The organism is Haloplanus sp. CK5-1 (assembly GCF_037201915.1).
Lineage (GTDB): Archaea > Halobacteriota > Halobacteria > Halobacteriales > Haloferacaceae > Haloplanus > Haloplanus salilacus.
In genome coordinates this window covers 2,684,609-2,696,378 of sequence record NZ_CP147505.1, presented here as the reverse complement: position 1 = coordinate 2,696,378, position 11,770 = coordinate 2,684,609, and the positions used below count along the sequence as shown (strand labels likewise).

Genomic DNA, 11,770 nt, shown 5'->3' with positions numbered 1-11,770 from the left:
GATCGTCCGGGGTCCGGCCGTGGGTTTAGGTGCGATGGCCGCCCACGGTACCGTGATGCGAGTCCGGGACCTCCCCCTGTCGCCCGCGATGGTCGACCACTTCGAGTCGCGGGGGATCGACGAACTCTACCCGCCACAGGCCGCGGCCGTCGAGGCCGGTGTCACCGACGGTCGTCGCCTCGTCGCCGCCGTCCCCACCGCCAGCGGCAAGACGTTCGTCGCCTCGCTGGCGATGCTCACCGCTGACGGCCCCGGCCTCTACATCGTCCCGCTCCGAGCGCTCGCCCGCGAGAAGTACGAGACCTTCTCCGACCTCCCGGGGGCCGACGTCGCCATCTCGACCGGCGACTTCGATTCGACCGACGAGGACCTCGGCGACGCCGACGTCGTCGTCGCCACGAGCGAGAAAGTGGACTCGGCGATCCGCAACGGGGCCGACTGGATCGCCGACCTCGCCTGTGTCGTCGTCGACGAGGTCCACCTCGTCGGCAGCGAGGACCGGGGGCCCACGTTGGAGGTGACGCTCGCGACCCTCCAGCGGCGCGCCCCCGGGGTCGGCGTCGTCGCACTCTCGGCGACGGTCGCCAACCCAGAGGACATCGCGGGCTGGCTGGACGCCGCACTCGTCGAGAGCGACTGGCGGCCAGTCGACCTCCGAACCGGCGTCTACGCCGACGGGTCGGTCGCCTTCGACGACGGCACGGAGCGTTCGATGGACGTCTCGGGCGACCCCGAGGACGCGACCGACGCGACCGAGGCGCTCGTGACCGAAGCCCTCGACGACGGCGGGCAGGCGCTCGCGTTCGTCCGGTCGCGCACCGAGGCGGAGTCGCTGGCCGACCGCCTCGCGGCCGCGGGTCTCGGCTCGTCGCCCGAGGTGGCCGCCGACATCCGCGGCCTCGACGGCACGGAGACGGGGCGTCGCCTCGCCGACTGCGCCGACGGCGGCGTCGCCTTCCACCACGCCGGCCTGCGGAGCGACCACCGGATCGCCGTCGAACGGGCCTTCCGCGACCGGGATCTGCGGGTGATCTGTGCCACCCCGACGCTCGCGGCGGGCGTCAACGTCCCCGCGCGGCGGGTCGTGATCCGCGACCAGCAGCGCTACACCGGGTCGGGGATGGAGTGGTTACCGACGCTGGAGGTCCACCAGATGTGTGGCCGGGCGGGTCGCCCCCACCTCGACCCCTACGGCGAGGCGGTGTTGGTCGGCGACGATGCCTCTCGGGACGACCTTCGGGAGCGGTACGTCGAGGCCGGCCCGGAGCGCGTGGAGTCACGCCTCGCCGACCGGAACGCGCTCCGGACGCACGTCCTCTCGATCGTCGCCTCCGACTTCGCCGCCTCCCGCGAGGGCGTCCTCGACGTCCTCGACGCGACGTTTTTCGCCTACGGGACGCCGACCGGGGAGTTGGGCGGTGTCGTCGACACGGCGGTGGCCGACCTCGTCGAGATGGGGATGATCGTCGACGGCGACGACCTCGCCGCGACCGACCTCGGGGGGCGCGTCTCGCGCCAGTACGTCACCCCCGAGACGGGCGCACGGATCGTCGCCGGGATCCGGACGGCCGCGGAGATGGACACGTCGACGGCGCTGACGGCGCTGGAAATCGTCTGTGACACTCCCGACATGCAGGACACGTACCTCGGCAACCGGGAGCGTGCGGACATGTACCGGTTCGCACGGACCCACGCCGACGAGTTCACGACCGGGATGAACGAGGCCGAGGACTTCGAGGAGTGGCTGACCGCGGTCAAGACGGCACGGGTCCTCCACGAGTGGATCGAAGGCGCGACCGCCGAGGAACTGGTCGATCGGTTCCGGATCGGGCCGGGCGACCTGGAGTCCCGAATCGAGCGCGCCGACTGGTTGCTCGGCGCGGCCGACGCCATCTCGGCGGCCGTCGGCGCGGACGCCGCCCTCCCGTTCCGGGCGTGCAAGGAGGGACTCTACCCCTCCGATCCCGACTCGGACTCGCCCCCCGTCGCGTAAGCCCCCCGTCGCCGGAGTCGTCCCGCTTGCTCGACCACCGCTGGCGTCCGGCAGACGCCCGGCGCACCGGTCACCTGCGGCACGGTGCAGTTGTTACAGGAGTCACAGACTGCGCTGGCCTCGGCGTTCGCGAGCAGTCGTGCGGGCAGTTCGGGTTCGGCGTAGAACGGCCGAGCCATCCCCACCATGTCGCAGGCGTCGCCGAGTAGTCGGTCGATGCGCGGCCGTTCTCGAATCCCGCCCTCACACCAGACGGGGACGGAGACGGCGTCGCGGACGGCCCGACAGAGGTCGGCGTTCCACGCGGGGTCGAAGTCGTACGCCCACGACTCGACCCGGTTGGCGAGGGCGACGAGGCCGGCACGGAGGCGGCCGCCGAAGGCCTCGTCGTACCCCTCGCGAAACGCCGCGTCGCGCCACGCCCGGGCGGGAAACGATCCGCGCACGATACTCATGTCCCAGAACACCGACCCGGAGACGGGCACGAGGGCGTCGTAGCCGACGTCGTCGAGGCGTCGACAGACCTCGACGGCGTCCGAGCGGTCGAGATGGCGACGGATCACCGGCGGGGCCGCCGTCTCGGCGGGCACCTTCGTCACCAGCGGCACGTCGCCCGCGTGGTCGCGAACGGCGTCGTGGATCGCCTCCAGGAACCGGACGCCGTCGCCGAACTCGTCGTCCCGGCGGTTGTAGAACGGCGAGAGGAACTGGTGAACGATGCCCATGTTCGCCCCGGCGACGTGGATCAGATCGTAGCCGACGTCGGCGGCGTGGCCGGCGGCGCGGCCGAACTCCTCTGCCAAGTCGTACACCTCCTTAGTGGAGAGGACCTGTGGGTCGTACGACAGGAAGCCCAGTCGGTCGAGCAGGCGGAGGGGCCACGGGGGTCGCGAGACGGCGGGTTGCCGGAGGTCGGGGTTGTCGGCGCGGTAGCCGGCGTGCCACGTCTCCATGCTCCGGAGACCGCCGTGTTCGAGTTGGATCGCGACGGTCGCGTCGTGGTCGTGGATGCGGTCGGTCAGGCGTCCGAGTCGGGCGACGAACTCCGGGTCGTGGACTCGCGTCATGCCCGGGGCCGCACAGCCACCGTCGCCGCGGACGATCGTCGCCCCCTGGCAGACCAGTCCCGCGCCGGCGGCCGCCGCGGGTTCGAGGGCGTCGATCAGACGGTCGACCGCGTCGTCGCCGTTGCCCGCACACTCCAGCAGCGGGGCGCGGTAGAGCCGGTTCGGGATCGTCACGCCGCCGACACGCAGCGGCGACGAGAGCCGAGTCATACCCGCCGTTGGGACGGGGCAGTCAAAACCCTGCTCCCGACTACGTCAGTCGGTCACGGAAACGGTAGAGGAGTGCCGCAACGACCGCGAACGGCGTCAGGAAGACGAGCAGGTAGGGCGCGGCGTACGCCGCGCCGACGACCATCGCCCGGAGGAGGATGCCGACGCCCTCGACCGATTCGAGGAAGGCGCCCACCACGGGCGTGTCGTACCACTGATCGGGCGCCGGGCGGTCGGGGCGGGGTTCGACCAGTTCGACCGTGATGGTGGCGTAGGCGACCCGTCGCTGGATGTTCTGGAGGCGGGCCTCGGTCCGTTCGATCTCCGTCTGAACCTCCGAGAGGCGACGCTCGATGGCGATCACGTCCTCGGTGTCGTTGGCGCGGTCGTACAGCGTCCGCAAGCGGTCGCGTTCGGCGCGGAGGTTCTCGAGACGCGCCTCGAGATCGACCACCTGATCGGTCACGTCCTCGCTCGACGTCCGCGACTCGAGGACCGTCCCCTCGCTCTCGACGGCGGTCATCGACTCGGAGAAGTCCTCGGCGGGTACCCGGAGGACGACCCGACCGGTCGTCCAGTCCTCGCCGTCGCGCTCGCGGATCCGTTTCGCGGAGTCGCTGACGTAGCCGCCACGCTCCTCGGCGACTGCCGTCAGGTTCGACTCCGAAGCCTCGTAGTCCTCGACCCGGATTCGCACCTCGCCGGTGCGGATGATCGATCGTCCGGACGCGTCGGCGTCGGTGTCACCCGCGTTGCCGCCGTCGCCGCCGTCACCGCCGCCCCCGCTCCCGCCAGAATCCGCGGCTCGTGGCTCCGCTTGGGCCTCTACTGCCGTCTCCGCGTAGCCCGCGTCGCCACCACCGCCGGCGCTCCCCGCACCGTTGCACCCGGCGAGTAGTACCAGCGCCGCGAGCAGTACCAGGGTCAGTCGTCGTCGTTCCATGTCCGACTCCACGTCGGGAGCCCGCAAAATACCTCCCAAGGCACAAAGCGACGTTTGACCGATCGCTGGCGCCGGAGTCTGCGGCGGGAGTCGGCACACCGAGACGGGAAACGTTGAGGTGGCCGCCACCCCGAGAGAGGGTATGGATCCAGCGGACCTCAGGGCGGCGATCCCGGCCTGCGAGCGCGGCGTCTACTTCAATACCGGCGCGTCGGGGCCGGCCCCGCGGAACGTCGTCGAGGCGACGAGCGACTTCCTCGAACACCACGAGTACGTCGCGCCGGTCGCGGAGGGGGCCTACCCCGCCGCATTCGACACCTTCGACGAGGCGCGGGCACGCGCCGCCGACTTCGTCGGTGCCGACCCGGACGAGATCGCTCTCACCGAGAGCACCGCCGACGGCATCGCCCGCGTCGCCGCCGCAATCGACTGGTCGCCCGGCGACGTCGTCGTGCGGACCGATCTCGAACACTCCGCGGGGGTCGTCCCGTGGTGGAACCTCCGGGAGCAGGGCGTCGAGGTGCGCGTCCTCGACACCGAGGCCGGGCGGCTCAACCTCGACGCCCTCGCCGACGCCGCGGCGGACGCGCGCCTCCTGTGTTGTAACTCGATCACCTGGAACTACGGCACCCAACTTCCGATCCAGCGGATCGTCGAGATTGCCCACGACCACGACACGCTCGTCCTGGTCGACGGCGTCCAGTCGCCGGGACAGGTGCCCGTGGACGTCGGGGAGTGGAACGCGGACTTCGTGGCCGGCGCGGGCCACAAGTGGCTGCTCGGGCCGTGGGGCGCGGGCTTCCTACACGTCGACCGCGACGTGGCCGACCGACTGACGCCCGGCGTCGCGAGTTACCGGAGCGTTGCCGACGCGGGGGCCGACGAGGAGGACCTCGAACTCGCGGCCGGCGCGCGCCGGTTCGAGGTCGGCACCACGTCGCCGGCCCCGTATCGCGGACTGATCGAGGCGATGGACACCATCGAAGCCATCGGCCACGGGACGATCACCGACCGGATCGAGCGCCTGACCGACCGGCTGAAAGCCGGACTGGGCGATCGGCTCCTGAGCCCCCGCGAGTACGAGTCGGGACTGGTCACGTTCGCGGCCGACGACCCCGAGGGGTTGGTCGACCGCCTCGCCGACGAGGGGGTTCACGTCCGGTCGCTCCCGAACCCCGAGGCGGTCCGGGCGTCGGTCCACGTCTTCAACACCGCCTCGGACGTGGACGCGTTACTCGACGCGCTGTGAGGTACCCAGCACATATTTGAGTCGCCGTCCGGAACCGGTGGAGTATGTCCTGCCGTCGTCGGGGTGGCGCGAAATGAACCGCCTCCACCCGCGGATCCGCGTCGTCTGGGCCGGTCAGGCAGCGGTCTTCGCCGCCATCGTCGGTGGGATCGCGCTGGCCGCCGACCGCTTTCTCGTCGATCTGCCCGTGTGGGCGGCGCCGGCCGTCTTCGTCGTCGTCCTCCTGATCGGTGTCGGTCTCGCGGCGGCGCGGTACCGGATCTGGCGCTACGAGGTGCGCGACGACGCCCTCTACCTCGAACGCGGCGTGTTCACTCGGGTCCGGACGGTCGTTCCGTTCGTCCGCATCCAGCACGTCGACTCCTCGCGCGGCCCGCTGGAACGACTCCTGGGACTCGCGAACACCGTCGTCTACACCGCCGGTTCCCGCGGGGCCGACGTGATGGTCCCCGGGCTGACGCCCACGGGTGCCGACGACCTCCGCGAGCGACTCAAGCGACTCGCGATCCGCGCCGAGGGCGACGACGCGGTATGAAGCTCTCCCCGCTCTCGGTCCCCTACCGTACCGTCGCACGCGGTGGGAGCATCGTCTTCACCGTGCTCTTGCTCTACTCCGGGGCGTCGGCCGCGTTCGGGCGGATCGGCGCGCTCGCGGGGGTCGGTCTCGCCGGCGCGGCGCTGGCCGTCCTCTTCGGCTACGAGGTGGCCTACTACCGTCGGTTCGAGTACGCGCTCGGGCGCGAGACGCTCGACATCCGCTCCGGCGTCCTCTCCCGTCGGAACCGCGAGATACCGATCCGACGGGTCCAGAACGTCGACATCCGCCGAAACGTCGTCCAGCGACTCCTCGGCATCGCCGCCGTCGACTTCGAGACGGCCGGCGGGAGCGAGACGGAGGCGTCGCTCCGCTTCGTCGAGTTCCCGGAGGCCAAACGCCTCCAGACGGAGATCGGTCGACTGAAACGCGAGCGGGGCGACGGCGCGTCGACGCAAGAGGACGCCGAATCCGAAACCGAGACCGGAGCCAAGGCGGATGCCGACACCGAAGAGTTGTTCGCCCTGACGGGACGGGAACTCGCCATCGTCGGCGCGTTCTCCTTCGACTTCCGGATTCCGGGGTTCTTGTTCGTGATCGTCTCGGGCGGCCTCCCGGCGGTGTCGTCGCTGCTCCCCGACGGTGCGCGGACGACCCGTCTCGCCGCGGGCGTCGTCGCCCTCGCCGTCGCCGTGGTGCTGGTGTCGTGGCTCGCCGGCGCGACGATCGCGGTCCTCAACTACTACGGCTTCCGACTGACTCGCGTCGGCGACGAACTGCAGTACGAACGCGGCCTGTTGCGCCGGTACGACGGGTCGATCCCCCTCGACAAGGTGCAGACGCTGACGGTCGTCGACAACCCGCTGAAGCGACGGTTCGGCTTCGCATCGCTCCGGATCGAGACGGCGGGGTACGCCCCCGGCAGCGGCGAGGGAGGGTCCGAGGCCGCCGTCCCCCTCGCGGCACGCGACCGTGTCACCGAACTCGCAGAGCGGATCGAGGGCGTCGGTGTCCCGACCTTCGATCGACCGCCCAAGCGGGTCCGGCGGCGCTACGCGGTTCGCTATCTCGTCGGCCTGGGCGTCGCCGTCGCCGTCCTCTACGGGATCGACCTGCTCTCGACGCAGTCGCTCCCGTGGTACGGTCCCGCGGCGCTGTCGGTCCTCGTGCCCGTCGCCGCCCACCTCAAGTGGCACCACCGCGGCTACTGGATCGGCGACGACCACTTCCTCACCCGGAACGGCTTCCTCCGCCGGCGGACGACGGTCGTCCCCTACTACCGTATCCAGACGGTGATCGACTCGCGGACGGTGTTCCAGCGGCGCTGGGGGTTGGCGACCGTCACCGCGGACACCGCAGGGTCACTCTCCTTGATCGGGGCCGACGCCGCTGCGGTCGACGTCGACGACGCGACGGCCGAAGAACTGCGGGCGACGCTCCCGACTCGACTCCGGCGGGCACTCGCGGCCCGCCGCGGGTGGATCGAGACGGAGGGGGATTCGGCCCCCACCCCGAACCCGGGCCACGCCGGCCTCGACGCGAACGCGGGGACCGGACCGTCGGTGTCGGAAGGCGATGGGACCGGAGACGACGACCGACCCCCGACGCGGAGCCGATCACTCGGTCGTGGGGACGGCGACGGCCCCGACGACGAAGAACCCGACCGCGAGGGCGACGAGGACCGCGAGCGGCACGGCGGCTGACTCGCCGGCGGCCGCGGCCCGAACCCCTCGAGAGAAGTACGTCAACGGCGACAGCGCCGTCACGGGACGGAACCACACCGGCAGCATCGACGGCGGGACGAACGTCTCGGAGAGCACCCACACGGGGAGCGCGACGGAGTTGCTGGCGGCGATGACGCCGTCCTGCGAGTCGGCGATCCGACCGATGATCGCACCCAGTCCGCAGAACAACGCGACGCCGCCGACGACGAGCGGGGCGAGGGTGAGGAGGTTCGCGCCGACGACCACCGACGCGCCGGTCACGGCCAGGACCAACACGAACAGGAGCGCGCCAGCGAGACCGATGATGGCGACGTTGACCAGCGTGTGGGCGGCCAGCCACTCCCACCGTCGGAGCGGCGTCGTCGCCAGTTTCTCGAAGCGGTTGCCGTCGCGGTGGCGGGCGATGGTGCTCCCGACCCGCGAGAGGGGCGTGAACACCACCACGACCGCGAGGTAGCCGGGGATGTAGTACGCCGGATCGCGGGCGAACAGGCCCCCGCCGGTCGGGCGCGTCCCCACCAGCGCACCGAATATCAGTATCAGCAAGACCGGAAAGAAAAACGTGAAGAAGACGGCGGTCTTGCGGCGGACGAAGGAGTCGAGTGCGGCGACGAACGTGGCCGCGATCCGTCGACGACGGCTCACGGCCGCCCTCCGGTCGTGCGCCCGCCGCCAGCGTCGATCGACTCGCCGGTCAGTCGGAGGTAGACCTCCTCTAGGTTCGGCTCGGCCCAGGTGAACGACTCGACGTCGACGCCGGCGGCCTCCAGGTCGCCGACGACCCGTCCCACGTCTGCGAGTGCGACGTCGCGGACGACCAGACGGCCGTCGCGTTCCTCGACCGGCCGGTCGAGGGCGTCCGCGACGGTCGCGCGACCGACGCCGCGTCCGGGATCTACGATCAGGTGGCTGTCACCCGCGTGTTCGGCGATCAGCGATCCGGGTGTACCGACTGCGACGAGGCTCCCCGCTCGGAGCAGGCCGACCCGATCGGCGAGGCGTTCGACCTCCGTCATCGAGTGACTCGTGAGGAGGACGGTGGTGCCGCCGGCGGCCAGGTCGTCGATCAGCGACCACAGCGCGCGTCGACCCGCGGGGTCGATGCCCGTCGTCGGCTCGTCGAGGAAGAGGGCGTCGGGGTCGTTGACGAGCGCCGTGCCGACGCAGGCCCGGCGGCGCTGACCGCCGGAGAGGTTCTCGTACCACGTGTCGGCGTCGTCGGCGAGGCCGACGTCGGCGAGGACGGCGTCGACGTCCCGCGCCTCGTCGTAGAGGCCGGCGTAGTACGCGATCAGTTCGCGTGCGGTGAGACGGTCGGCAGGGTGGAACGACTGTGGAAGCAGTCCGACACGGTGGGACGCGACCGCCTCCGGCGCCGCACCGAGGACGCGAACGTCGCCATCGCAGCCCGTCGTCCCCGTGAGCGCCCGGACGAGCGTCGTCTTGCCCGCGCCGTTCGGGCCGACCAGTCCGAACACCTCACCCTTCCGGATCGACAGCGAGACGCCGTCGAGGGCGACGACGTCCCCGTATCGCTTGCGCACGTCGTCGGCGACGAGCGCCGCGCCGTCCGTCGCTTCCTCGGCTTCGGCCATACCGCTGGTTCGCGCCGGTGCGGGCGTAAGGATTCCGCTTCGGGACTGCTCGCTCCGGAGCGAGCCGAGGTCGGACGGTCGCGTCGGCGGGCCTCCGTTCTCGTGCGGTCGAGAGCCACACGAGCACTCGAGGTCCACCTCCGTCGCGGTCGGTCGTTGGACGAGTCGTCCGTGACAGTCCCGTGACGGGCCCGAAGACTCGAATCGTGTCGATCGAAAACGCTTTGCGACCGACAGGCGTCGTGTCCGTAGAGAGACCGATGACGGAGAACGAACCCGGGAGTGCGGCCGGAGCCGGGAACGACGAGTCGACGATTCGCGGAGACTCGCCACACCGGGTTTCGGGGGCCGACACACCGGAGACAGACGCATCGGAGACCGACGGATCGGTACACCGGACGCCGTACGACGCGTCGACGGACGGATCGCTGGGTGCGGCAGTCGTGGTTGCCATCGCCGACGCGACGGGGGTGCCGACACACGACATCGACCCGCTCTACGAAACGGTCGATCCCGACGCGCTTGCGGCGCTGTTCGCCCCCACGACGACGGGTGGCGCCCGACGTCGCGGCGTCGTCTCCTTCGCTCACTACGGGTGTCACGTGACCGTCGACGAGGACGAGATCGTCGTCGACACCGGGCGTTCGGAGTGTTGACTCGGCGGTAGCGTACGCGTCTCGCGACCGTCGCGACACCACGCCCTACGGCCAGTCGACCGGCAGTTCGTCCGCGTGGTCGTCGATGAGCCTGAGCAGCGGTTCGATGTCGTCGGATTCCGGCCCTCGCCGGACCCGGTTCGAGTCCCGATCGACCCGGACGAGCCCCGTTTCCTCCAGTTTCGGGAGGTGGATGTGGTGCATCGAGAGGAGTGGGTCGGCGTCGGAGGCGTCCACGAACCGCCCGATGTCGACCGTCGTCCCCGCGTCGGCGTCCGCCGCCGAGAGGGTGTGAAGCACCTCGCGGCGTTCGGCGGCGCTCAACGTCCGAAGCTGCACGTCGAGGTCTACCGACTGGTGACGGCCGTCCATACGCGATTGCGACGGTAGCACACGTCCTCAACCCCCCTGGGTTTCACCGGCGTCTATATTTTTTATTATTCGAGTTAATCGTGCTCTCGGAGACACGAGAACGAGGGATCGAACTGCGGGACTGCGACGCTCCGGTGGGTGTCGGCGCCGTGCTACTGGGGGCGAGGCTGACTCAGGTTCTGCAGGACACCGTCACAGTCCGGGCACGACGGCGGCGCGTCGCTACTGCAGAGCCGTTTCCCGCAGCTCCGGCACTCGAACAGGTGTTCGTCTCTGTCGCACGGTGCGGGATCGGGTGTCGTTGGCATACTACTTTCCAGCTGGGGCTGTTCCTTGTTAACTCTTACCGGGTCTCGGGATCGGATCCCACGAACACGAGTCCGGTCCCGCCGCGGCCGTGAACGCCTCGACTCGCGGTCGGACGGTCCGTCGTCGTCACCCACCGTTTTCACCGAGCGTCCCGAACGACGAGGCGTGTTCGACACACTCCTCGTCCCGACCGACGGGGGCGACGGGGCCACCGCCGCCGTCGATCACGCCCTCGAACTGGCGGCCACCCACGACGCGACCGTTCACCTCCTCAACGTCGCGGATACGGCACGGGACAGCGTCACGCCGGTTCGCGGCCGGGTCGTCGACGTCCTCGAACGGGAGGGTGCCCGGATCGTCCGGGACGCGACGGAACGCGCGACGGGGCGTGGCGTCCCCATCGTCACGGACGTCCTCCAGGGAGACCCCTACCGGACCATCGTCGAGTACGCCGACACCTACGGGGTCGACCTAGTGGTCATGGCTACGCGCGGCCGGCAGGGGCTGGACGAGTTCCTCCTCGGAAGTACGACCGAACGCGTCCTGAGACGGTCTGGCGTGCCCGTGTTGACCGTTCGTCCCGACGACGAGCGCACGCGCTACCCGTACCGTCGCGTTTTGGTTCCGACCGACGGGAGCGCTCCGGCCGGAGCGGCACTCTCGCTGGGTGCGGACGTGGCGACGACGTCCGGAGCGACGCTCCACCTTCTGTCCGCCGTCGAGACGACGGTCCCCGATATCGACGTCCGCGCGGACGTTCGGCTGTCGGCACTGGAGGAGAGCGCGACCGCGATTCTCGACGACGCGGAGACGGCAGCGACGGACGCCGGCGTGACGGACGTCTCGACGGAGGTGGCGTTCGGAGCGTCGATAGCTGGGGTGACCCGGGACCACGTCGAGGACCGCGGGATCGACCTCGTCGTCGTCGGCACCTACGGCCGGTCGGGACTCGATCGGTGCGTCCTCGGGAGCGTGACCGAGCGCCTCGTCAGGACGTCGAGCGTACCGGTGTTGACGGTCGGGCATCCCGACGACGAGTGAGTGACAGGGACACCGTACGTCCAATTATCGCCGGCTGGAACTCGAAGACAGTTTTATGCGGATGACCCCTCGACCA

Annotated in this window: 12 protein-coding genes; 6 read left to right on the top strand and 6 right to left on the bottom strand. The window is 70.5% G+C overall.

The features are described 5' to 3' along the window. The first annotated feature begins 55 nt into the window (after positions 1-55). Complete coding sequence (locus tag NBT81_RS14275; protein ID WP_338739517.1) at positions 56-1,993, top strand: DEAD/DEAH box helicase; 1,938 nt, start codon at positions 56-58, stop codon at positions 1,991-1,993. On the opposite strand, the gene NBT81_RS14270 is transcribed toward NBT81_RS14275, so the two are convergent. After that, positions 1,951-3,270, bottom strand: a complete 1,320-nt coding sequence (locus NBT81_RS14270) for an NADH:flavin oxidoreductase (RefSeq protein ID WP_338739516.1) — start codon at positions 3,268-3,270, stop codon at positions 1,951-1,953. The two genes, NBT81_RS14275 and NBT81_RS14270, sit on opposite strands and share 43 nt — an antisense overlap. A gap of 40 nt (positions 3,271-3,310) precedes the next feature. Then, complete coding sequence (locus NBT81_RS14265; protein ID WP_338739515.1) at positions 3,311-4,213, bottom strand: DUF4349 domain-containing protein; 903 nt, start codon at positions 4,211-4,213, stop codon at positions 3,311-3,313. 142 nt (positions 4,214-4,355) lie between these two features. Between NBT81_RS14265 and NBT81_RS14260 the strand changes: the two genes are divergently transcribed. The 3 genes from NBT81_RS14260 (at position 4,356) to NBT81_RS14250 (ending at position 7,700) form a co-directional block, all read left to right on the top strand. Next, a complete protein-coding gene (locus NBT81_RS14260) occupies positions 4,356-5,462 on the top strand; it encodes an aminotransferase class V-fold PLP-dependent enzyme (protein WP_338739514.1) in 1,107 nt (368 codons plus the stop codon). A 73-nt stretch (positions 5,463-5,535) separates the two neighbouring features. Beyond that, positions 5,536-5,997: a PH domain-containing protein gene (locus NBT81_RS14255; RefSeq protein WP_338739513.1), complete on the top strand. Its 462-nt coding sequence runs from the start codon at positions 5,536-5,538 to the stop codon at positions 5,995-5,997. Continuing rightward, the gene (locus NBT81_RS14250) at positions 5,994-7,700 is read left to right on the top strand and encodes a PH domain-containing protein (protein ID WP_338739512.1); all 1,707 of its coding nucleotides are present in this window, start codon (positions 5,994-5,996) and stop codon (positions 7,698-7,700) included. Before NBT81_RS14255 ends, NBT81_RS14250 begins: the two co-directional genes overlap by 4 nt. Here NBT81_RS14250 and NBT81_RS14245 read toward each other — a convergent pair. Both NBT81_RS14245 and NBT81_RS14240 read right to left on the bottom strand, forming a co-directional pair. Then, positions 7,614-8,366, bottom strand: a complete 753-nt coding sequence (locus tag NBT81_RS14245) for an ABC transporter permease (RefSeq protein ID WP_338739511.1) — start codon at positions 8,364-8,366, stop codon at positions 7,614-7,616. The genes NBT81_RS14250 and NBT81_RS14245 overlap by 87 nt on opposite strands. Beyond that, positions 8,363-9,316 (bottom strand): ABC transporter ATP-binding protein, encoded by a 954-nt coding sequence (locus tag NBT81_RS14240; RefSeq protein ID WP_338739510.1) that lies wholly within the window; start codon positions 9,314-9,316, stop codon positions 8,363-8,365. Before NBT81_RS14240 ends, NBT81_RS14245 begins: the two co-directional genes overlap by 4 nt. Positions 9,317-9,576: 260 nt before the next feature. Here NBT81_RS14240 and NBT81_RS14235 point away from each other — a divergent pair, with 260 nt between their 5' ends. Next, the gene (locus tag NBT81_RS14235) at positions 9,577-9,972 is read left to right on the top strand and encodes a HalOD1 output domain-containing protein (RefSeq protein ID WP_338739509.1); all 396 of its coding nucleotides are present in this window, start codon (positions 9,577-9,579) and stop codon (positions 9,970-9,972) included. A gap of 45 nt (positions 9,973-10,017) precedes the next feature. Here NBT81_RS14235 and NBT81_RS14230 read toward each other — a convergent pair whose 3' ends face one another. Beyond that, positions 10,018-10,344: a DUF7344 domain-containing protein gene (locus tag NBT81_RS14230; protein ID WP_338739508.1), complete on the bottom strand. Its 327-nt coding sequence runs from the start codon at positions 10,342-10,344 to the stop codon at positions 10,018-10,020. A 152-nt stretch (positions 10,345-10,496) separates the two neighbouring features. Next, on the bottom strand, positions 10,497-10,652 hold the full coding sequence (locus tag NBT81_RS17395; RefSeq protein ID WP_425498671.1) for a rubrerythrin-like domain-containing protein: 156 nt from the start codon (positions 10,650-10,652) through the stop codon (positions 10,497-10,499). A gap of 166 nt (positions 10,653-10,818) precedes the next feature. Between NBT81_RS17395 and NBT81_RS14225 the strand changes: the two genes are divergently transcribed. Next, a complete protein-coding gene (locus NBT81_RS14225) occupies positions 10,819-11,694 on the top strand; it encodes a universal stress protein (protein WP_338739507.1) in 876 nt (291 codons plus the stop codon). Positions 11,695-11,770 lie beyond the last annotated feature (76 nt).